The following is a 19700-nucleotide window of genomic DNA, read 5'->3' on the forward strand; positions in this document are numbered from 1 at the left end:
GCGCTCGCGATCTTCATCGGCGGCAGTTGAAGGCCTCGTCCAGCTCCCGCTCGGTCGCGGGGCGGATGCGAATCGATCTCACCCCCGAAGCGTCTCGTCCTGAATCCGGCGCAACACCGCCCTCCACTCCTCCCCGGGAGCGGCTCCGTCTCGCACTTCCTGCGCGCGACGCTGGATCTCGGCGGCCCAGGCGGCCTCGACGTCGTCTTCCTTCTCGTCCAGGCTCGCTAGAAGGTCTTCGGCCAGCCGGGCTCGCTCATCGAGCGGAAGGTTCATCGCCTCTTCCAGAAGCTTGGCCGCGTCAGCCATGGAAAAACCCTAGCACGCCGCTGACCATCGGTTCTACCGGTACACGAAAGCTCACCGGACGAAGCGGGAAAGGAGAATGATGTCGAGCTCCGGGACGCGATCGAGGGATGCGTCGTTCGTGATCAGACCCGCATCGAGCTCGAGCGCGGTCGCGCAGATGAGGGCGTCCGGCATTCGAAGCCCCAGCGAGCCTCGAAGCGACGCGGCCCGACGGGCGATGGCATAGTCCGGCGAAACGATCGATGCGCCCGGCATCGCGAGCAGAAACGTCTCGCATTCCGCAACCGTCTCCGGGTTCCCGGTCTGGAACGGCCGCACGAGCATTTCGGCGATCGTGACGGTCGAGACCACTCCCTCGAGGCCACCCGCCGCCATCGTGTCGATCGCGATCGTCGTCAGCTCCGACCACGGTTCGAGTCCGCCCAGGTGGTAGATCAGCGGCGCGGTGTCCCAGACGACCCGAGGACTGCGAGCGAGGCTCTCGGCGAAGCGCGATCGCCTCAGCGCCACCCGGCCCGCTCCTTGGCGATGGCCTGATCGACCCCGGATGCATCCGAGCCCCAGAGCTCCGCGAGACGTCCTCGACTCGATTCGGCGAAGTCCGCCGCCGGAATCAGTACCAACGAATCCCCCCGGGAGATCAGGACGAGCTCCGACCCCTCGGTAAGATTCAGGAGCTTACGGTAAGCCTGAGGGATTACAATCTGACCTTTTGAGCTGAGTCTTACAATTGCTCGATTCATCTTACTAATGAGTATAACGTAAGATCGATGATCCCTGGACACGAATCTCTGGCGAGCTGCAACATTGGCGGGCCCGAAAATCAACCCTGAAACCCGCAACGTTCAACCAATGACCGGGAGGGCGAGGCGCCTGCCGAGCCGCACCGTAGCGCTCCCCCGAAAATCAATCCTGAAACCCGCAAAGTTCAACAAACGACCTCCCGATGGTAGGTTGCATGGCGCGAGAACGCCACGGTGCGGCTCGGCAGGAGCCTCGCCCTCCCGGTGGTAGGTTGCATCGGACGGGTCGGACGGCTCGGGTTCCGGAGTCCGCGATGATGGTTCCCTCACAATCGCTCGAGCTGCTCCTTCGGATAGTTTGCCGCGTCGACCTTCGCATGCGCCTCGACGATTCGCCCTTCCTCGTCGATCAGGTAGGCGATCCGCTTTGCCCCGCTCGCCTCGCGGCTTTCGCAGGCTCCGTAGGCGAGGCCGATCTCCCGGTCCTCGTCGGAGAGCAGCGGGAACGGGAAGTCGTATTTTTCTGCGAACTTCGCATTCTCATCGGGAGAATCGAAGCTGATGCCGAGCAACCGGGTGTTCTTCTCGTCGTAGCGATCCGCGAGGTCCCGGAACCCGGAACCCTCGATCGTTCACCCGGGTGTGTCGGCCTTCGGATAGAACCAGAGAACGACCTTCTGGCCGCGTAGATCCTCGAGGCTCAGATCCTTTCCGGTGTGAGCTTTTGCGGTGAACTCGGGGGCTTTCTCTCCTGGCTTCAGCATGGGTCAGTTCCTTTCACGTACCGAGCCGATCGGACTTCCGGGCGGCGCGGGGATCGGGCGTCCGGCGTCGTCATCCGTCCACGGCCGATCGAGGAAGCGCAGGATGGTTCCTGCCATCAGAGCGCGGTGGCTCCGCTCGATCGATTCGACTCGCCCGGATGACTCGAACGAGGTGAGCCGCCTCAGAGCGGAGGTGGCAATTGCCCGGACGTCGAAATTCGCATCGCGATTCTCGACCAGCTCCATCAGCCGAAGCGCGATCAGATGCTGAACGGCACGGCCGATCGCCGCGTCGGTCGGATCGTCGCCTCGCTCCCAGGATTGATCGACCAGGCTGGTGACGACCTCCTCGAAGCCGGGCGAGCGGGGGTTCGAAGCATGAAAGGCGACGAGCCGAGCCGCGCGATTCGGCTCGAGAAGCCCGGTCACCGCGAAATCCGCCGCGACCTGCGCGGCGGCCAGTGGATCGAGCGCCGGCTCCATCCGGCCGTCGAACAGCTCGATCGTTCTCCCCGAGTAGGTCCATGCGGCGGGAGGAATCATTTCGACGATCCTGTCGGGAAGCCGAAGCGCGTCGATCGTCAGCGTCGACAGCACTGCCTCGAGTGCTTCCCGCTGCGTTTCGGCGTCGACGATTTCTCTTGCATCGGCGGGAACAGAGCCTCCGCGCGTCCTCACCGCGTAGCTGTAGTTGATGCCACCGACGGACTTCACCGTCGCTTCGGTCTGGTAGCGATGGTGAAGATACAGCGGAAGCAGCTTTGCCTCGAGCAGCGAAAGCGGGCGGCCCTCTTCGAGGTTCGTGAGCCCGAAGTTGCGCAGTGCAATGCGGCGGACTTCCATCGTATGCCGCAGCGCCTCGACCGGATCGGAACCGTTGTCCCAGAGGTTTGCGAGCGGATGAGCGGCCCCTGGAGGTCGCGCATCGGCGTCGGTGATGAAAAGGAGCCCTCGTTCCACCGAATCCGCGATCATCGCTTCCAGTGCAGCGTCGACATCAGTTCCGGGAGGAAAGTCGGTGTATGCGTATCGCATGGCAAATACGTCCCACACTCCGAGTCCGCTGTCGTATGCATTGGAGAGGTCGAGCTGACCGTCTCGAATCTCGACGAGCGGAGCGGGATAGTCCATCACGCTTCCCCGGTCGTAGGTGCTCGCTGCGAAATTGTGCGCCAGTCCGAGCGTGTGACCGACTTCATGCGCCGACAGCTGACGGATTCGCGCCAGAGCCATCGCGGCGACGTTGCGGGAGGGGTCGAGGCCCGAAATGTAGTCGAAGTCGGGAACGATGTCGGGATCGCCGAACAGTGTGACGAGCCCGGTTCCGAGCAGCACGTCCTGGCGTACCCGGAGCGAGCCCAGCGTGACGTTCCCCTTGATGATCTCGCCCGTGCGGGGATCGACCACACCAGCCCCGTATGACCACCCTCGCGTCGACCTGTGAACCCAGCTGATCATGTTGTAGCGAAGGTCCATCGGGTCGGCGTCGGACGGCAGAACCTCCACGCGGAACGCGTTTCGAAACCCGGCGGCCTCGAATCCTTCGTTCCACCATCGGGCACCGTCGAGAAGCGCGCTGCGAATCGGTTCGGGAGTTCCCCGATCGAGGTAGTAGACGATCGGCTCGACCGGCTCGGAAACCGCGGCGGATGGATTCTTTTTCTCGAGCCTGTGGCGTGCGATCCAGCGTACTTCGATCGGATCGGTGACCGGAGAAGCGAAGTCGTAGAACGTAATCCCGAATGATCCGGCTCTCGGATCGAACCTGCGAGGCTCGTAGCCCGGGCCGGGAAGCTCGACGAAGGAGAAGTGCTCACGGAGCGTCAACGCCGCGGGCGTCGCTGCGACCCCGCGCACGAGCCCCCCCTTCGGATTGTCCGTCGTCAATGTCAGGCTCACCTCGACCTCGGTGTTCTTCGGGAAGCCTTTGGTTCGTGGAAGCCAGAAGTAGCTGCGCGATTCGTCGAGAGTGTAGGTGCCCTGTCCGGCGTCGGCGAGCGTGTTGATCGCGCCGTGGGCGTCTCTGAGAAAGAAGCTGGTCGCGTCGACCATAACGCGATCTCCCGTCTCGGCCGCAACGGTGAAGCCCCACAGTGTCCCGCTCGCGAATGAATCGATGACGGACTGGCGCTCCTCCGGGTCATCGGTGATCGCGCGAAATGCGTAATTCGGTTCGGTCATGACGACCTTGTTTCCGATGCGTGAGAACCGGATGACGTGAGTCGAACCGAGCTGCCCTCTGTCGAGACCCACCGGATTCGATCCGAGTCCCGCGGGAAGAGAGATCACCAGGAGGATCTCCTCGTCGAATCTGGAGATCTCCATCATCATCGTTCCCTCTGTCTCGTTCCAGTAGAGGGGAATGAACCCGTCGATCTTCGTCGCGTCCTTCGTCAGTTCGGCGATCGACGGGAGCCCGGCAGCGGGTGCGGCGACCGACGCGATCATGGCGAGAACGGTGAAAACGTGCTTCATGAGCGTTCCTCCGGAGGCAACTATAAAGCTGAAGAGTGAAGAGTGAAGAGTGAAGAGTGAAGAGTGAAAGAAAAGGAGCCAGGAATCAGGAATCAGGATTCAGGAACGTGGGACGAGCGACAAGTGATGCGGGAACAGAAATCGTCGCCTCCAGACGCCGTGATCAAACTTATGCGCCGCACTTCTGGCGCCCCTGTCATCCCGAGCAATTGACCGGCGCGTTTGCGCCGGTGAAGCGGAAAGGACACCCGGGAGTGCAGGAACAACCGCACTCGCGTACTCAAACCGACGTCATCCTGAGCGGGCGGTCGGGCGGGCAAGCGAAGGACCTCGCAGGTTGGGACATCAAACCAAGCGAAGCGCTGCAAAGGGTCGAAGTCCAACAATTTCATGGTTGTTTCATTAGGAGCGTGCGATCGCGCGGGGGCGAGGGATCGTCGCCCGTCGCTCTTCACTCGTCGCCCGACGCCCGTCACTCTTCACTCTTCACTCTTCACTCTTCACTCTTCACTCTTCACTCTTCACTCTTCACTCTTCACTCTTCACTCTTCACTCTTCACTCTTCACTCTTCTCATCTTCCCACCCATATCCAGGCGAAGATGTCGATTAGTACGATCATCAGAAGATTGACCCAGAGTCCCGCCTTCGCCATGTCGGCGATCGTCAGGCGATCGCTTCCGTAGACGATCGCGTTCGGCGGCGTCGCGACCGGCATCATGAAGGCGCAGCTCGCCGCAACGGCCGCGGGAACCGCGAGTGCCATCGGGTCATGACCGAAGCCGATCGAGACCGACGCGACGATCGGCAGAAGTGCGGCGGCGGTGGCCGTGTTGCTCGTCAGCTCGGTCATGAAGACGACGATCACGGTGACGAGGACGAAGATGACGAAAAACGGGAGAGCCTCCCAGCGCTGGATGGAGTTTCCAATCCAGTCGGCGACACCGGTCGTCGAGATTGCGGATGCGAGGCTGAGCCCTCCGCCGAACAGGATCAGCACGCCCCACGGAAGAGATTTCGTATCCTCCCAGGTGAGAGCGCGCCGGCGATCGGCCGAAACCGGTACGGCGAAGAGCAGCAGGGCGCCAAAGACGGCGATTCCGGCGTCCGAAAGTCCCGGCACCCACCTCTCCAGGACAGGACGGAAGATCCATGAGGCGGCGACCGCCGTCGTCACGATTCCGACGATCCACTCGGCCCGGGACATCGCTCCCAGCTCCTTCATTTCCCGATCGATGACTTCCGACCCGCGGGAAAGCTCCGCTCGTTTCAGCGGATAGAGCAGCCTCACGAGAATCAGCCACGTCAGCGGGAGCGCGACGACGACGAGTGGCACGCCGAAAAACATCCATTCGACGAATCCGATCGAGATCCCGTGAGTCTCGTTCATGAAACCCGCGAGGAGCGCGTTCGGAGGAGTGCCGATCAGCGTCGCGATCCCGCCGATGTTCGCCGAGTAGGCGAGCGCGAGCATGAGCGCCTTGCCGAATTTCTTTCCGTCGTCCGCATTCATCTCCCGCTCGGCGATGGCGATTACAGACATCGCGGTCGGAAGCATCATGACCACCGTCGCAGTGTTGCTGACCCACATGCTGATGAACGCCGTCGCAGTCATGAACCCGCCGACGAGAGCAGGCGCGGTGGTCCCGACCATTCGCAGAATCGTCAGGGCGATCCGCCGATGGAGACCGCAACGCTCGAGCGCCGCGGCGATCAGGAAACCTCCGAGAAAGAGAAAGATCACCGGGTTCGCGTACGGACTGGCGGTGTCGCGGATCGAAGCGATGCCGAGAAGGGGAAAGAGAGCCAGAGGAAAGAGCGCCGTCGCCGGGATCGGGATCGCTTCGGTGATCCACCAGACGGCCATCAGCATCGCGCAGGCGACCGTCCACCACCCCCCGGCCGAAAGCCCGTCGGGCGGTGGGACTGCCGCGGCGAGCAGAAAGACGGCGATTCCGAGCCACAGGCCGAACCGCGATTTCGACGCGCCTTCCACGCCGAGGATTATTCAGGAATCAGGAGTCAGGAGCCAGGGAAGAGGCGACATGACCGTGGCGCAGGCTTCCAGCCTGCATGTGGCGAGAATCGCGGCCTTGTCCCGAGCTCGAGTGAATGCAGCACCGCAACCGGGAGGGCGAAGCTCCTGCTGAGCCGCACCGTAGAACGCCGCTCTAAAGTCGCCTGAAACCGATCCTCATCAGCCAACTCTCGATCTATTTCCCCTGAACGAACATTCCGCCATTTTGCGAGGGTGCGGCTCGGCAGGAGCCTCGCCCTCCCGGTGAAGTGTTGTATCGCGCAAGCTCGTCCCGCGTCCCTGAATCCTGGCTCCTGAATCCTGGCTCCTGAATCCTGGCTCCTCTTCCTCTCCATCTACAATGGCGCGGATGTCCGAAGTAATCGTTGCCACGCCCGATGTCGTGGGGGAGAGGATGGCTGGTCCGGGCATCCGGGCGTTCCACTTCGCCGATGAACTGGCGAAGCGATTCGACGTGGCGCTGGTGGCGCGTGGAGAGCCGGGAGGGCTCGATCCGCGATTCCGGGCGGAGCCGCTGCGCTCGCTGGCGGGCCGGCGGCTGATCCGGGAAGCGAAGGTCCTGATCGGCCAGCCCTTTCGAGGTCTTCGTGCCGGGCGGCAGCAGAAGCTCGTCTGCGACCTTTTCACGCCGATCCTTCTCGAGCTGGAACAGATTCCGCGGCGGGCGCCGCGCATGATGGTGAAGAAGATCGCCGAAAGTTGGCGGCTGCGAGCGGCGCTCCGGCGGGCGGATGTCCTGATCGTCGCGTCCGCGCGGCAACGCGAGCTTTACGAGGCATTCGCTTCCGAGCAGCGTCTGGCGATCCGAGGCAAATGGATCGAGGTCGGGTTCGGAATCGATCCGGCGCCGCCGCCCGCGCCCTCCTTCCGCGAAGTGCCCACGATTGTCTGGAACGGTGGGATCTGGCCCTGGCTCGACCCAGGGACCGCGGTTGCTGCCGTGAGAAGGCTGAGCTCGGAGGGAGTCGAATGTCGGCTGGTCTTCGCGGGTACGCGCCGGCCCTACGGTCTCCTCGGCGAGAACCAATCGGAAACGAGCGACGGAGTCGTCGAGTGGCGCGGTGACTGGACACCGTATCGTGAAAGGGGGAGTCTGCTGGCAGGCTCGCGGCTGATGATCATGCTCCATCACGACACAAGAGAAGCGCTCTATTCGTACCGAATCCGGTTTTTCGACGCGCTTTGGGCCGGGGTGCCGGTGGTCGCGACGCGCGGAGGAGCAGCGGCCGGGTTGATCGAGCAGGAAGGCCTCGGAATCGTCGTCGAGCCGGGAGACGTCGAGGGCGTCACGGCCGCAATCCGAAGGCTGATCGAGGATGACGGATTTCATTCGGCCTGCGTATCCTCCCTCGAGCGTGTGCGCGTCCGGTTCGGATGGGACAGAGTAGTGGCGCCGCTTCGCGACGCGGTCGAGGCACTTCTCGAGTGAATGAATCATTGGAAAATCCCGATCTCTCGATCCTGATCGTGACGTGGCAGAGCGGCGAGCTCATCGGCCGGTGCCTGGAGAGTCTCCCAGCAGCGTGCGGAGCGCTCGACTGGGAGCTGATCCTCCACGACAATGCTTCGACAGACGAGACGGTGAGCGAGGCTCTCCGGCATGCGGATCCCTCGAGAACGATGATCGTCGAGAGCGAGTCGAATCTCGGATTCGCCGGAGGTCTGAACGCGTCGATCGCGATCTCGCGAGGTCGCTTCATTCTTCTGCTCAATCCGGATTGCGTGACACCGCAGGGCTCGATCGAGTCGCTGGTGGGCCATCTCGAAAAATCAGAGGGGCTCGCCGGCGTCGTTCCACTCCTGGCCGATGACGAGGGGGAGCCGCAGCGGGGTTTCCAGTTGAGACGCCTGCCGACGATGACGACGCTTCTGGCGGAGATCCTTCTTCTCAACCGGCTCTTCCCCGGCAATCGTTTTTCGTCCTCGCGGCTCTATCGGGAAGCGGGACTCGACGGCCGTCCGGTCGTGGTGGAACAGCCGGCGGGTGCAGCGATTCTTCTCCGTCGCGATGTGATCGAGACTGTTGGATCATTCGACGAGCGATTCTTCCCGGCGTGGTTCGAGGACGTCGACTATTGCCGGCGACTGCATGACAGCGGAGCACGGCTCGAGCTCGTCCCGTCGGTCGTGATTCAGCATCGCGGAGGTTCGTCGCTGTCGCAGATGAAGCTCGGAGACTTCCTTTCGGTCTGGTACAGGAATCTCTATCTCTATGCCGACAAATGGATGTCGCTGCCGGGCCGGGAGATGGTGAGGGTCGGAATCATGGCGGGGGCGGTCCTTCGGATGGCAGCGATCTCGGTCGGTCATTCCCAGAAGATGGCGGACGGACCGGGAGCGATGGAGGCGAACCGGCAGGTGTTTCGGGAGGCGTGGCGACGATGGAAAGCTTAGATGTCGTCATCGTGACGTGGAACAGCGCGGAGACGATCCGGCGCTGCCTCGAGTCGGTCGGTCGGCTGAGAGGCGACACCCATGTCGTCGTGGTCGACAACGCTTCCGAAGACGAAACGCTCGCGATCGTCGCGGAGCTCGCGCCGGACAGGCTGATCCGGAACAGTTCGAATCTCGGTTTTGCAGTCGCTGCCAATCAGGGAATCGACGCGGGGGAGGCTCCATGGGTCCTTCTGCTCAATCCCGATGCCGCCGTCGCCGAGGACTATGCCGAGAAGCTCGTGGCCGCGTTGACACCGAGAGATGACGTCGGAATGGCCACCGGCCTCCTTCTGAGAGGACGGGGGGCGGCGATCGAAGCGACGAACGTCGTCGACAGCCGCGGGATCAGGATGACCCGGAGCGGCCGGCACCTCGACATCGATGCCGAGACGATCGTCCGCCCGTTTCCGGCGATCGAGGAGGTTTTCGGCGTCTCCGGGGCGGCGCCGGTCTATCGGAGAAGATTTCTCGACGATGTGAGAGTCGACGGAGAGATTTTCGATTCCGATTTTTTCACCTACCGGGAGGATGCCGATCTCTCGTGGAGAGGGAGGATCTTCGGTTGGCGCGCGGTGTCGGTCGCATCAGCGGTTGCGACCCACGTCCGGCGGGTGACGCCCGAGCGGCGCAGGCGGCTTCCCGCCTTCGTCAACTGTCACTCGGTGAAGAATCGGTTTCTGCTCCGGATCAAGAATGCAGGACGGACTCTGCTGCTCGTCCACCTGCCGTGGACTCTGGCGCGCGACGTGGTGGTCTTCTTCGCCACGCTCTTCGTCGAACGGAGCTCGCTCGCGGCATGGAGCTGGTTATGGCGGAATCGACGAAAGGTGCTCGGAAAGAGGCGGGAGATCCAGGCGAGACGGCGACTCGACGACCTGGCGATCGCTCACTGGTTCGGATGAGCGAGCTCCGGATCGCGATCCTCGGCACGCGCGGCGTGCCTCCGAAGTACGGAGGCTTCGAGACCTTCGCGGCGCAGCTCGGGAAGAGACTCGCCTCGCGCGGCCACGATGTCACCGTCTACTGCCGGCGGGCGTTGTACGAGGATGAGCCGCCGATCTGGGAAGGGATTCGGAGGATCGAGCTCCCGGCTGTGGGCCACAAATATCTGGAGACCGTTTCGCACGCCTTCTTCTCCGCTCTTCATGCCGTCTTCCGGCGTTTCGACGTGATCCTCGTCTGCAACGCTGCCAATGCCTTCGTGCTCCCGGTGCTGACTGCAACGAGGATTCCGACGGTGCTCAACGTCGACGGGATCGAGCGGCAGCGCCGCAAATGGAACATTCTCGGCCGGGGGGTCTACATGATCGGGGAAAGCCTCTCGGCGCACTTCGCGACGCGGATCGTGGCCGATGCCGGGGTGATTGCCGATTACTACGGGCGTCGCCACGGGGTGCGGCCGGAGGTACTCGCGTACGGTTCTTCTCTCGAGAAGGGGGACTCCGACATCCTCGACCGGCTGTCTCTGGCGCCGCAGAAATTCGTCCTTTACGTCAGTCGTTTCGAGCCGGAGAACAATCCGCTCGAGGTCGTTCGTGCCTGGAGCAAAGTTCGTACGGATCTTCCTCTCGTCATGGTTGGGGATGCGCCCTACTCGGTGGATCTGATCGCCCGGGTTCGGGCGGAGGCGGATGAGAGGGTGATCTTCCCGGGGGCTCTTTACGGCGCCGACTACGCCACACTCCAGAGAAATGCGCTCGCATACATTCAGGCCACCGAGGTCGGTGGAACGCATCCGGCTCTCATCGAGGCGATGGGGGTTGGCGGGGCCATCGTGGCCAACGGCACGCCGGAGAACCGGGAGGTGGGTGCCGACGCGGTCGAGTATTTCGACTTTCACGGGCTTCCCCGGCTCGAGACGGTCCTCCAGCGATTGCTCGACCATCCGGGATCGTTCGATGAGCTGCGCCGCCGGGCGAAGCGACGAGCGGGCGAGGTCTACGACTGGGAACGGGTCACCGATGGCTACGAAGCCCTTTTTGATTCGGTCGTGCAACGGCCCTAGACGGTCGGGAGGGCGATTCCGTATCAGCCCTGTGATGCAGAGGATGCGCTTGACGGACGGCCGGCGTCGGGCGATATTTGTCGAAAGCCGTGCACTCGACGGCTTCGTGGGGGAGGGAGCAGCATGCTGAAGGAGCAGGCCAGAGCGGTCGCCCGGCTCGTATGGCTGGCCGATCTGACCCTGACATCTGCCGCATTTCTTCTCGCCTTTTACATTCGGGACCGGATTCTGCCGATCCTCTGGCCCGACCAGTTTCCCACCGGGCTTTTCCCGGTCGAGCGGTACCTGACGATTCTCCCGATCGTCCTTGTGATCTGGTCGCTGCTGCTGTTCAGTCATCACAGCTATCACAGCCATCGAACCGTATCGATCTTCGAAGAGGCGAAAACGACGATCCGGATCGTCGCCACCGGAGTGATCCTTCTCGCGACGGTCGCCTGGTTCGCACCTCTGCGTCAGCTCTCCCGGTCGTGGTTCGTCATTTTCGGCGTCCTCGCGGCGGTATTTCTCCTGGTGGAGAAGATGTTCGTCCGACAGATCGCGCGATGGGTGCGGGAGCGCGGTTTCAATTACCGGACGATCCTGATCGTCGGCACCGGGCGCCAGGCGAGAGAGGTCGCCTCGCTGATCCTCTCGCACCGCTACTGGGGCTACAAGATCATCGGATTCATCTCCGACGGTCATCGCCTTCCCGGTGAGTGGTCGCGTTACCGGGTGCTGGGAGACCTCAGCGACCTGAAGGGGATTCTCTCGGGCGACGCCAGCCACCCGCTCGAGCCGATCGACGACGTCCTGTTCGCGTTGACGCGCCGAAAGCTCGAATCGGTCGAGCATCTGTTCCTTCTCTGTGAAGATCTCGGGATCCGCACCCGTGTTGCGGTGAATTTCTTTCCGGAATCCGAGGCTCGCGTGGAGCTGGAGGAGCTCGACGGTATCCCGTTCGTCAGCTACAGCCGCGTTCCCACCAACGAGCTTCAGATGATGATGAAGCGGCTGCTCGACGTCGGACTGGCCGGGCTGCTGATGGCGATCTCGCTTCCGGTGACGGCCCTTGCGGCGCTCGCGATCAAGATGACCTCGTCGGGCGGTGTCCTCTACACGCAGCGGCGGGTCGGTCTCAACGGGCGGGTGTTCACGCTCTACAAGTTCAGAACGATGATCGCGGACGCGCACGAGAAGCGCCACGAGGTCGAGCACCTCAACGAGATGGGCGGTCCGGTGTTCAAGGCGCGAACCGATCCGCGGGTGACGCCGGTCGGAAGAATTCTCAGAAGGTTCTCGCTCGACGAGCTGCCTCAGCTGTGGAACGTTCTGAGGGGCGACATGAGCATGGTCGGGCCTCGGCCGCCGATTCCGGAAGAGGTCAATCTCTACGAGCGGTGGCAGCGACGGCGGCTCTCGATGAAGCCGGGTCTGACGTGTCTGTGGCAGGTCAGCGGGCGGAACGAGGTGGATTTCGACCGGTGGGTCGAGCTCGACCTTCAGTACATCGACAACTGGTCGCCGCTGCTCGATTTCAAGATCATGCTGCGTACGATCCCGGCAGTTCTGAGCGGCCGGGGCGCCTCCTGATCGCTTCGGAAGCCTCTTTCGAAACGGTGAACGTCCCACCGGCTTGGAAGACCCACCCGCCCGTATCCGTTGGCTGCAAATAAGTCATGCCGAGGAGATCATCATTGAAAAAAGCCATTGCAGCAGTAGCCCTCACCTTCGCGTTTACCGTCTTTGCGCAGGAGGAGACGAGCAAATATGACCATGTCATCGTTTCCGGAGCGGGAGTCACCGTGACGGAAGCGGAGCTCGACGCGGCACTCGAGAATCTTCCGCCCGAGTATCAGGCGTACGCTTCCGGACCCGGGAAGCGTGCGTTTGCGGGAGATTTTCTCCGGATGAAACTCCTGGCGAAGGAGGCGGAGAGCGAGAAGCTCGATCAGCAGCAGGACGTGCAGACCCAACTCCAGCTGATGCGCGCCCACACGCTCGCGAACGCCAAGATCGCCCGGATGAATGATGCGGTCGAGGTGACCGACGAGGCCATGCGCCAGGCGTACGAGTCGCGCAAGGCGGAGTTCGAGCGGGCGTCGGCTCGCCACATCCTGATTGCTTTCGAGGGGAGTCCGGCGGCCGGAGAAGGAGCTCCCTCCGAAGAGGAAGCCAAAGCGAAGGCGGAACAGATCCGTGCCGAGCTGATCGCGGGAGCTTCGTTCGCCGAGCTCGCCGCGGAGCACTCGGCCGACCGCCAGTCTGCGGCCCGTGGCGGTGAGCTCGGAACCTTCGGCCGCGGCCAGATGGTCCCGACGTTCGAGGCGGCGGTGTTCGCGGGGAAGAAGGGGGAGCTGCTCCCGGTGGTCCGAACGCAGTTCGGTTACCACGTGATCGAGGTGACCGACCGTAGCGTCGTCCCCTTCCAGGAGATCAGGGAAGAGCTGGAAGCCGAAGCCCGGCAGAGAGCGGTGGAAGCTCAGATCGAGCGGCTCGAGAAAGCTGCCAACCCCACGTTCGACGAAACCTACTTCGCACGAGCTTCCGATGACGGAGAAGGCGGCCAGGGCGAGAGCCGCTGACGCTTGACGTAACCTCCGGAGGCTGCGTACATTGTGCCGATGGAGATCCCGTCAAAGGTTTCGATATTCAACAAGACTCTCGAGGTCAAAGGAAAAGTCGCGAATCTGATCGCTGTCAACGACAGCGGCTTCTATGAGGTCACCATGGAAGTGAATCAGAAGAACCACACGGTGCTGTTCCCCGTCGCAGAGACCGTGCTGATCTTCAACGAGCCTGTGCCCGAGGCTTCACCGGAGTTCGAGGTCGAAAGGTAAGTTCGAATGAAAAGCCTGGTCGCATCCGTTTTCGTGACATTCGTCGCGGTGTTCGCGTTGGCGGGCGAAGCTCCGGACCACTGCGCTACCGCTGCTCACGCCGCTGCTCATGAAAAAGGCGCTCACCACGAGGGCGCTCACAGCTGTGACCATGCGGAGACGAAGTCCGTGACGCTCGAGGGAGAACTTCTCTGTCGCCACTGCAATCTGCACGAGACGGATTTCTGCGAGAAGGTCTTCGTGAGCTCCGCCGGCGAGCGTTTCCCACTCTGTCCCGAGAGTGACATGGCGGCTCTCGAGAAGGTTGCCGCCCACGGAGAAGCGACGATCGAAGTGGACGGCTCGTTGATGACTCATTCGGACGGCGGGCGGATGCTGAGAGTCGAGACGGCTCGCGCAGCGGCGCTCGGCGACTGAGGGTTCCGGGGATCCCCGGCTGCAATCTTCCGCTCCGAGGTTAGAATCTGGAGATGGAACAGAGGAGCGGTCCCCCGTCGAAGATCACGCCGTGGCGTGAACAGCCGATCGCGATCATCTTTTTCCTGACGCTGGCCGTTCTGGTCGTCTGGGCGGGAATCCGAATCATCGCACCGTTTCTCACGCCGATCCTTCTAGCGGCAATCGTCGTGACATTCACCTGGCCGGTCTATCGAAGGCTGCTCGCGAAAGTGAAGGGGCGGGAGGCGGTCGCGGCATCCCTGATGCTCGTGCTGGTCACGATCGTCATCTTCCTCCCGCTGTTCCTTCTGATCCTGATGCTGGTCCAGCAAGCCAATCTTCTGTTCGACGCCATTCAGAGGACGGACTTCCGGGAGGTTTTCCGATCGCTTCATGTTCAGGACCGGCTGGCGGCCGTCGACGCCCTTCTCCCCTGGGTGAATCTCGCCGAGATCGATCTGAGCGGGATGATGTCTCAGGCGGTGCAGAGAATCCCGGCAATGGTGGCCGGTTTCGGCGGAGTCTTTCTGGCGGGTCTCGGAAACGTGATCATCGGCTTCATCTTCATGCTTCTGGCGATGTTCTACTTTTATGTGGAGGGGGACACGATCGTCGAGGAAGTTCGCGAGATCTCGCCGCTGCCGGACGAGTACGAGGTTCTGATGCTCGAGCAGTTTCGGGGTGTGGTGAACGCGACATTCCGAGGGCAGTTCCTGACCGCGCTGGCACAGGGGTTCGTCACCGCAATCGGTCTCTGGATCGCGGGAGTTCCCGGCCCGGCGTTCTGGGGATCGGTCGCCGTCGTGTTCTCGCTGATTCCGATGGTCGGGGCCGCGGCGGTCTGGGTTCCGGCGACGCTCTATCTGTTTGCGATGGTCGGGATCCGGGAGGCTCCGATGTGGCCTGCCATCTTTCTTCTGATCTGGGGTCTCGGTGTCGTCTCCGTCGTGGACAACCTCATCCGACCCTGGGCGATGAGAGCCGGGACCCACATGTCGGCCATTCTGCTCTTTTTCTCGATCCTCGGAGGACTCAGCGCATTCGGGGTCGTCGGGCTCATCCTTGGCCCTCTGGTGTTCGCGCTGTTTCTGACGATCGTTCGGATCTACAAGCACTACTTCACCGCCGGTATCGTCGGATCGACGGGCAAGCTCGTCACGGCTGACGGACAATCTGCCTCCGAGTGAAGCTGCCGAAAGCGCTCGCCGAGCTGGTCGCGACCCTCCAGGGGTTTTCCAGGCCGGTGTGGCTGCTGGTCGCGGGGACGTTCATCAACCGCTTCGGCGGATTCGTCTTCGTCTTTCTGGCGCTCTACCTCACTGGCCGCAGCCCGGTGTTGCGGGTGGTGCGATGAGTGCGTGGGGACTCGGGTCGATCGTCGTTACATGGCGGCCTGGACGATGAGCTGGGCGATCGCGGCGATGGGTGCTCCGCTGGCAGGAATGGCTTTGTTCGAATGGTCGCCGCCCGCGCTCTGGCTTGTGTGCGCGTTGGTCAGGCTCATGGCTGCGGGCATCGCGGCCGGAACCGTCTCGTGGAAGAGCGCGGCCCCGCGACCCGAACAGGCTCTCCCGCGATGACGTGTCGCGGGCTGGTACGAGGTTGGCAGCTGGGCGGATCCATGACCAGCTTCGAGGAGAGGGTGAAACGAATCGTTCTGGAAACGATGGAGGAGCTCGGCCGAAAACCCGAGGAGATCCAGGACGTGATCGAGCCACCGGGCGCCGAATACTGCCTGATCCGCTTCGAGGATTCGAAGATCGAGCCGATCGAGATCCCGAAACCGCTCGGAGCTGGAGAGAGTCAGGAGAAAGACGAGATCCGTCGCGCGCTGTCTTATCGCCTGCGTGTCTGATCCGCGGATGCTATATTGGCAGCGGCGATGCGAATGGAGGCGAAATGAAGCGAGCTGGAACAGTCTGGTCGGCGATACTGATTCTTGCCGTCTCAGGCGGAGTGATCGGTTGTGGAGAATCGGACGTCGACTCGAACACGACCACGACGATCTCGCCGGTGACTCCGGAGCCCGTCGAATCGAGCGAGCCCGACCCGGCGCTCACCACCACGGTCGAGATCGACGAGAATCGCTCCCCCAACGAAGGAGCGGACATCATCGACGAGCAGGCTACGGAAGGATCGCCTCCCCCGGCAACGGCCACCCGGCAGTGACGACGGAGCAGAGATTGCTCGAGGCGTTGCTGTCTCGAGACAGTTCGCTGCTCGAGGAGGCCGTGGGGGAGTTGAGCCGCACGCTCCCTTCCAGTGAGCTCGGGTCCCGGTTGCTCCGATTCTCCGTGATGAGCTTTTCCCCGTCGATGCACTCACGCAACAGTTTCTATTCGACCCTGGCGGCTGGTTCACTGATGACCGATCAGCCGGAACCAAGCGTTCGAGTGCTTGCTCTCCGCTCGGCGGAGTACGCAGCCGAGTCCCACGTGCCGTGGGGTGAAACGCCCCGCACCACACCGCCCGCCTTTGCCGAGGAGGATGCCCGGCCGGACGTCATTCGCTCTGCGGTCGCCAGCGGCGATCAGGAATCGAGTGAACGATGGCTGGCGGCTCTGCTCGAAGCGGAGGCCGACTGGCGAGCGGCTTACCTTGAGACAGCACGAGCCTTCTCCGGAGAAGAGGGATGGGGACTCGCGACGGCACGCGCCGCGGTTCGAGCCGTTCAATACTTTCCTGAAGCCGCGCGCTTTGGAACGCTTCGTACCGCGCTGAAAGAGTGGGTGCAGGATCCGTCGGGCAGCCGGGCGCCTCGCCTCGAGCACGCCCTCGAAAAATACGTCGAGGAGGAAGGTGCCATCGAGGCTTTTGCCGCCGTGGTGTTCGCCGACGCCGACGGCGGGAGGGAGGATGTCGGGAAGCCGGTCGAGGATCTCGATCGTCTGATCGACTATCGCTGGTCATCGGATTTCGGGGCGATTCCGCAGCTTCTCTCGATCATGCGCCGCAACGGTGTGGCGCCCGAGCTTGCCGACGGCGTGATCGCGGCATCGAGACGCAATCTCGAATCGGGGCTCAGCTACTCCGAGTGGAGCTTCGCATGAGATCGGGCCTGATCTTCGCGCTCACCTCGCTCGCCGCCCTCGCAACGCAGACGGCCCGAGCCGATCTCACATCGGAGGTCGAGAGGATCATCGCGACGAGCGGAATGAGAGGGGCCATATTCGGGATCAGGGTCGAGGACGAAGCGGGAACAGTACTTTACGAGCGTGCTTCCAGGACCCTTCTGATCCCGGCGTCGGTGCGCAAGCTGTTCACCGCCGTCGCCGCCGTCGAATGTCACGGGCTCGATGCGAGAATACCGACGCGGTTCCTGATCTCGGGCGATCTGATGGATGGAGCTCTCTACGGCGATCTGGTGATTCGCGGTGGCGGTGACCCGACGCTCGGATCGAGATTCTGGGAATGGCGGGATCTCAACTTCGAGCCGCTCCTCCGAGTGCTTCGCGAGGAAGGGATCACGCGGATCGAAGGGCGCGTCGTCGCCGATGTCTCGAGGTTCGACGAAGAGGTTTATCCGATCGGATGGAAGCATTCGAATCTGGGCGAATCGTACGCTCCTCCGATCGATGCGCTCGCCTTCAACGAGAACGTCGTCGGCGTCTTTGTTCTGAAGAGCTCCTGCCTGCAGACTGATGCCTGGACCGATCCGGCCTTCGTCCCGGTAGCAGACGCTTCCCGCTGCGAGCGCGGCAATCTCAAAGTTGTGGTCGAGGACGAGAACCGGGCGGTCGTGAGGGGCGAGAGCCGGAGAACCAACGGTGTCCAGACTCATCTTCCCGCCATTTCGGACGCAGGGCTGTACGCGGCGCAGGCGGTCGACGAGTATCTCGTGAGGAATGGAATCGTGGTCACGACGCCACCGACAGTGACGCGTGAGCCCTCCGGGGACTCCTTCCTGACCCGGCTCGAATCCCCGCCGCTCTACACGGTCCTCGGGACGATGCTCGAGTGGAGCTCCAATCTGTTCGCCGAAATGCTCCTCAAGGGTCTGCAGGAAGGAACGCACGTCACCTGGGAGCAGTCGCTCGATCTCGAAAAAGCAACGCTTGCCGGTCTCGGACTCGACCCCGCCGGATTTCACTTCACCGACGGCTCGGGTCTTTCGGTCGAGGACTGGGCGACTCCCGAGACGGTTCTTCGGTTGGTGCGCCACGTATTCGATCCTTCGAGGCGTGCCGTCTGGCAGGAACTGCTCGCCGAGCCGGGGGAGGGAACGTTGCGACGGCGGCTCGATCCTCTTCGGGAGAGGTTATGGGCGAAGACGGGGAGTCTGAGCGGCGTGCGAGCTCTGACCGGCACCCTCATCGCGGACGACGGGTCGAACCGCTACTTCGTGATTCTCGTGAACCAGGCGGTCCCTTCGTTCAATGCGACCAATACGGTCGATGCGATCGTATTCGCGATCTCCCGGAACTGAAGTGCGTGAGACGGGAAGAAGTCTCCTCAGGAAGCTCACGCATCTCGTGTGGCGTCTCACTCCCCGGCCTCTCCGTCTGAGGCTCGTGGGACTGCTGGAGCCGAGCTTCCGGGTCACGGTTGCGCTCATCGTTCGCAACGACGAGGGGGAAGTCCTGCTTCTGCGGCACGTCTTCAGGGGAAGCAATCCCTGGGCGGTTCCCGCCGGTTTCGTGAAGCATGGCGAGACTCCGGAGGACGCCGCGCGCCGCGAGCTGCGGGAGGAGACGAGACTGGAAGCAGATGAATTCTCACTCGTGACGGTGAGGAACGTCAGGCCGGATCTGATGGAGATTGCGCTCGAAACGAGCTCGGTGCGAGGAGAGATCGAGCTCAATATGGAGATCGAAGAATCGCGATGGGTCCGAACGGATAGGCTCCCCGAAAATACGCACAGCGATTCCAGATCTCTGATCGAGGAATGGGGCGGGCTCAGCGGCTCGACTGCCGCGAGCTGACCCTGCTGACCACCAGCGCGAGGTCGTTCATCTGCTCGCGCGTCTTTTCGAGCTCGACTGTCAGAGTGGTGAGCTGTTTATTGGTCTCGTGCAACTTCGCCTCGAGCGACTCGACGCGCTCCTCGAGCTGGACATGCTTTTCATCCAGACGCGCGGTATTCGATTCCGACGAACAGCCGGCCACTGAGACCACGAAGAACAGAAGCGCAATGTTTTTTCGCATGTGGTTCTCCCTCTTTTTCGTGCTGGGGTAGTGCTGGGGGACGATACCGCAGACTCCTCCGCCCGCGCCATCTGGACTGTCATGGAGCTTATTGGCTATCCTTCGGGAGAATGGCGATTCCCGAATATCTGGTCTGCCTCAACTGCGAATCACCCGTCTACGTATTCGAATGGGATGGTGACGCGATGAAGGTGACCGAGATCATCTGTACGACGTGCGGGCACGACGACGAAACGGAGTTTCTCACCCAGTCCGAATACGACGAGCAGTGAAGAACGAAGAGTGAAGAGTGAAGAGTGAAGAGTGAAGAGCGAAGAGTGAAGAGCTCTCACCGTGTACTCACCGAGGTTTCCTATCGTGAAACCCAAGCACTCGTCATCCTGAGCAATTGACCGGCGCCTTGCGCCGGTGAAACCACCCATGAGTGCAGAAACAACCGCACTCGCGTACTCAAACCGACGTCATCCTGAGCGGGCGGTCGGGCGGGCAGGCGAAGGACCTCGCAGGTTGGGACATCAGCCCAAGCGAAG

Annotated in this window: 26 protein-coding genes; 18 read left to right on the forward strand and 8 right to left on the reverse strand. The window is 62.5% G+C overall.

What is annotated here, in order from left to right; genetic code table 11:
• Positions 1 to 78: 78 nt before the first annotated feature.
• The 6 genes from KY459_10530 to KY459_10555 form a co-directional block, all read right to left on the reverse strand.
• Positions 79 to 309, reverse strand: coding sequence for an addiction module protein (locus KY459_10530; protein MBW3565149.1), 231 nt, complete (start codon positions 307 to 309; stop codon positions 79 to 81).
• Between the two features lie 51 nt (positions 310 to 360).
• Positions 361 to 819 carry a PIN domain-containing protein gene (locus tag KY459_10535; GenBank protein MBW3565150.1) on the reverse strand — a complete coding sequence of 153 codons (459 nt, stop codon included), beginning with the start codon at positions 817 to 819 and terminating at the stop codon, positions 361 to 363.
• Positions 810 to 1052, reverse strand: coding sequence for an AbrB/MazE/SpoVT family DNA-binding domain-containing protein (locus KY459_10540; GenBank protein MBW3565151.1), 243 nt, complete (start codon positions 1050 to 1052; stop codon positions 810 to 812). The genes KY459_10535 and KY459_10540 overlap by 10 nt, the downstream gene beginning before the upstream one ends.
• Before the next feature lie 326 nt (positions 1053 to 1378).
• Positions 1379 to 1681: a redoxin domain-containing protein gene (locus KY459_10545; protein ID MBW3565152.1), complete on the reverse strand. Its 303-nt coding sequence runs from the start codon at positions 1679 to 1681 to the stop codon at positions 1379 to 1381.
• A gap of 3 nt (positions 1682 to 1684) precedes the next feature.
• Positions 1685 to 1816: a redoxin domain-containing protein gene (locus tag KY459_10550; GenBank protein MBW3565153.1), complete on the reverse strand. Its 132-nt coding sequence runs from the start codon at positions 1814 to 1816 to the stop codon at positions 1685 to 1687.
• 3 nt (positions 1817 to 1819) lie between these two features.
• Positions 1820 to 4291, reverse strand: a complete 2472-nt coding sequence (locus tag KY459_10555; GenBank protein ID MBW3565154.1) for a zinc-dependent metalloprotease — start codon at positions 4289 to 4291, stop codon at positions 1820 to 1822.
• 410 nt (positions 4292 to 4701) lie between these two features.
• On the opposite strand from KY459_10555, the gene KY459_10560 reads away from it, so the two are divergent.
• Positions 4702 to 4902: a hypothetical protein gene (locus tag KY459_10560; GenBank protein MBW3565155.1), complete on the forward strand. Its 201-nt coding sequence runs from the start codon at positions 4702 to 4704 to the stop codon at positions 4900 to 4902.
• Here the strand turns inward: KY459_10560 and KY459_10565 are convergent.
• Complete coding sequence (locus KY459_10565) at positions 4864 to 6294, reverse strand: DASS family sodium-coupled anion symporter (GenBank protein MBW3565156.1); 1431 nt, start codon at positions 6292 to 6294, stop codon at positions 4864 to 4866. The two genes, KY459_10560 and KY459_10565, sit on opposite strands and share 39 nt — an antisense overlap.
• A 382-nt stretch (positions 6295 to 6676) precedes the next feature.
• Here KY459_10565 and KY459_10570 point away from each other — a divergent pair, with 382 nt between their 5' ends.
• From KY459_10570 to KY459_10645, 16 genes are all read left to right on the forward strand, one after another.
• Positions 6677 to 7756, forward strand: a complete 1080-nt coding sequence (locus KY459_10570) for a glycosyltransferase family 4 protein (GenBank protein MBW3565157.1) — start codon at positions 6677 to 6679, stop codon at positions 7754 to 7756.
• Positions 7753 to 8721 carry a glycosyltransferase family 2 protein gene (locus KY459_10575; protein ID MBW3565158.1) on the forward strand — a complete coding sequence of 323 codons (969 nt, stop codon included), beginning with the start codon at positions 7753 to 7755 and terminating at the stop codon, positions 8719 to 8721. Before KY459_10570 ends, KY459_10575 begins: the two co-directional genes overlap by 4 nt.
• Positions 8709 to 9665: a glycosyltransferase family 2 protein gene (locus tag KY459_10580; protein ID MBW3565159.1), complete on the forward strand. Its 957-nt coding sequence runs from the start codon at positions 8709 to 8711 to the stop codon at positions 9663 to 9665. The genes KY459_10575 and KY459_10580 overlap by 13 nt, the downstream gene beginning before the upstream one ends.
• Positions 9662 to 10768 carry a glycosyltransferase gene (locus KY459_10585; GenBank protein MBW3565160.1) on the forward strand — a complete coding sequence of 369 codons (1107 nt, stop codon included), beginning with the start codon at positions 9662 to 9664 and terminating at the stop codon, positions 10766 to 10768. Before KY459_10580 ends, KY459_10585 begins: the two co-directional genes overlap by 4 nt.
• Positions 10769 to 10891: 123 nt before the next feature.
• A complete protein-coding gene (locus KY459_10590; GenBank protein MBW3565161.1) occupies positions 10892 to 12340 on the forward strand; it encodes a sugar transferase in 1449 nt (482 codons plus the stop codon).
• Positions 12341 to 12444: 104 nt separating this feature from the next.
• A complete protein-coding gene (locus KY459_10595; protein MBW3565162.1) occupies positions 12445 to 13332 on the forward strand; it encodes a peptidylprolyl isomerase in 888 nt (295 codons plus the stop codon).
• Between the two features lie 39 nt (positions 13333 to 13371).
• Positions 13372 to 13587: a hypothetical protein gene (locus tag KY459_10600; protein MBW3565163.1), complete on the forward strand. Its 216-nt coding sequence runs from the start codon at positions 13372 to 13374 to the stop codon at positions 13585 to 13587.
• Positions 13588 to 13593: 6 nt separating this feature from the next.
• Complete coding sequence (locus KY459_10605; GenBank protein ID MBW3565164.1) at positions 13594 to 14004, forward strand: hypothetical protein; 411 nt, start codon at positions 13594 to 13596, stop codon at positions 14002 to 14004.
• Between the two features lie 53 nt (positions 14005 to 14057).
• On the forward strand, positions 14058 to 15212 hold the full coding sequence (locus KY459_10610; GenBank protein MBW3565165.1) for an AI-2E family transporter: 1155 nt from the start codon (positions 14058 to 14060) through the stop codon (positions 15210 to 15212).
• Positions 15209 to 15379 carry a hypothetical protein gene (locus tag KY459_10615; protein MBW3565166.1) on the forward strand — a complete coding sequence of 57 codons (171 nt, stop codon included), beginning with the start codon at positions 15209 to 15211 and terminating at the stop codon, positions 15377 to 15379. Before KY459_10610 ends, KY459_10615 begins: the two co-directional genes overlap by 4 nt.
• Positions 15380 to 15383: 4 nt before the next feature.
• Positions 15384 to 15605 (forward strand): hypothetical protein, encoded by a 222-nt coding sequence (locus tag KY459_10620; GenBank protein ID MBW3565167.1) that lies wholly within the window; start codon positions 15384 to 15386, stop codon positions 15603 to 15605.
• A gap of 41 nt (positions 15606 to 15646) precedes the next feature.
• Entirely contained in the window at positions 15647 to 15880 is a 234-nt protein-coding gene (locus KY459_10625; protein MBW3565168.1) for a hypothetical protein, read from the forward strand.
• 44 nt (positions 15881 to 15924) lie between these two features.
• Positions 15925 to 16194 carry a hypothetical protein gene (locus tag KY459_10630; protein MBW3565169.1) on the forward strand — a complete coding sequence of 90 codons (270 nt, stop codon included), beginning with the start codon at positions 15925 to 15927 and terminating at the stop codon, positions 16192 to 16194.
• Between the two features lie 128 nt (positions 16195 to 16322).
• The gene (locus KY459_10635; protein ID MBW3565170.1) at positions 16323 to 17075 is read left to right on the forward strand and encodes a hypothetical protein; all 753 of its coding nucleotides are present in this window, start codon (positions 16323 to 16325) and stop codon (positions 17073 to 17075) included.
• Positions 17072 to 18451: a D-alanyl-D-alanine carboxypeptidase/D-alanyl-D-alanine-endopeptidase gene (dacB, locus tag KY459_10640; protein ID MBW3565171.1), complete on the forward strand. Its 1380-nt coding sequence runs from the start codon at positions 17072 to 17074 to the stop codon at positions 18449 to 18451. The genes KY459_10635 and dacB overlap by 4 nt, the downstream gene beginning before the upstream one ends.
• A gap of 1 nt (position 18452) precedes the next feature.
• Positions 18453 to 18947 (forward strand): NUDIX domain-containing protein, encoded by a 495-nt coding sequence (locus KY459_10645; protein ID MBW3565172.1) that lies wholly within the window; start codon positions 18453 to 18455, stop codon positions 18945 to 18947.
• Here KY459_10645 and KY459_10650 read toward each other — a convergent pair.
• Positions 18922 to 19170 carry a hypothetical protein gene (locus tag KY459_10650; GenBank protein ID MBW3565173.1) on the reverse strand — a complete coding sequence of 83 codons (249 nt, stop codon included), beginning with the start codon at positions 19168 to 19170 and terminating at the stop codon, positions 18922 to 18924. The genes KY459_10645 and KY459_10650 overlap by 26 nt on opposite strands.
• 110 nt (positions 19171 to 19280) lie before the next feature.
• Between KY459_10650 and KY459_10655 the strand changes: the two genes are divergently transcribed.
• Positions 19281 to 19442: a hypothetical protein gene (locus KY459_10655; protein MBW3565174.1), complete on the forward strand. Its 162-nt coding sequence runs from the start codon at positions 19281 to 19283 to the stop codon at positions 19440 to 19442.
• Positions 19443 to 19700 lie beyond the last annotated feature (258 nt).

It is taken from the genome of Acidobacteriota bacterium, assembly GCA_019347945.1.
Classification (GTDB): domain Bacteria; phylum Acidobacteriota; class Thermoanaerobaculia; order Gp7-AA8; family JAHWKK01; genus JAHWKK01.

What these genes read in the sequence shown, in the direction of transcription:
- KY459_10530 (MBW3565149.1), bottom strand. Translation starts at nt 309, where the DNA reads ATGGCTGACGCGGCCAAGCTTCTGGAAGAGGCGATGAACCTTCCGCTC.
- KY459_10540 (MBW3565151.1), bottom strand. Translation starts at nt 1,052, where the DNA reads ATGAATCGAGCAATTGTAAGACTCAGCTCAAAAGGTCAGATTGTAATC.
- KY459_10550 (MBW3565153.1), bottom strand. Translation starts at nt 1,816, where the DNA reads ATGCTGAAGCCAGGAGAGAAAGCCCCCGAGTTCACCGCAAAAGCTCAC.
- KY459_10555 (MBW3565154.1), bottom strand. Translation starts at nt 4,291, where the DNA reads ATGAAGCACGTTTTCACCGTTCTCGCCATGATCGCGTCGGTCGCCGCA.
- KY459_10570 (MBW3565157.1), top strand. Translation starts at nt 6,677, where the DNA reads ATGTCCGAAGTAATCGTTGCCACGCCCGATGTCGTGGGGGAGAGGATG.
- KY459_10580 (MBW3565159.1), top strand. Translation starts at nt 8,709, where the DNA reads ATGGAAAGCTTAGATGTCGTCATCGTGACGTGGAACAGCGCGGAGACG.
- KY459_10585 (MBW3565160.1), top strand. Translation starts at nt 9,662, where the DNA reads ATGAGCGAGCTCCGGATCGCGATCCTCGGCACGCGCGGCGTGCCTCCG.
- KY459_10590 (MBW3565161.1), top strand. Translation starts at nt 10,892, where the DNA reads ATGCTGAAGGAGCAGGCCAGAGCGGTCGCCCGGCTCGTATGGCTGGCC.
- KY459_10600 (MBW3565163.1), top strand. Translation starts at nt 13,372, where the DNA reads ATGGAGATCCCGTCAAAGGTTTCGATATTCAACAAGACTCTCGAGGTC.
- KY459_10605 (MBW3565164.1), top strand. Translation starts at nt 13,594, where the DNA reads ATGAAAAGCCTGGTCGCATCCGTTTTCGTGACATTCGTCGCGGTGTTC.
- KY459_10610 (MBW3565165.1), top strand. Translation starts at nt 14,058, where the DNA reads ATGGAACAGAGGAGCGGTCCCCCGTCGAAGATCACGCCGTGGCGTGAA.
- KY459_10625 (MBW3565168.1), top strand. Translation starts at nt 15,647, where the DNA reads ATGACCAGCTTCGAGGAGAGGGTGAAACGAATCGTTCTGGAAACGATG.
- KY459_10630 (MBW3565169.1), top strand. Translation starts at nt 15,925, where the DNA reads ATGAAGCGAGCTGGAACAGTCTGGTCGGCGATACTGATTCTTGCCGTC.
- KY459_10635 (MBW3565170.1), top strand. Translation starts at nt 16,323, where the DNA reads ATGAGCTTTTCCCCGTCGATGCACTCACGCAACAGTTTCTATTCGACC.
- dacB (MBW3565171.1), top strand. Translation starts at nt 17,072, where the DNA reads ATGAGATCGGGCCTGATCTTCGCGCTCACCTCGCTCGCCGCCCTCGCA.
- KY459_10650 (MBW3565173.1), bottom strand. Translation starts at nt 19,170, where the DNA reads ATGCGAAAAAACATTGCGCTTCTGTTCTTCGTGGTCTCAGTGGCCGGC.
- KY459_10655 (MBW3565174.1), top strand. Translation starts at nt 19,281, where the DNA reads ATGGCGATTCCCGAATATCTGGTCTGCCTCAACTGCGAATCACCCGTC.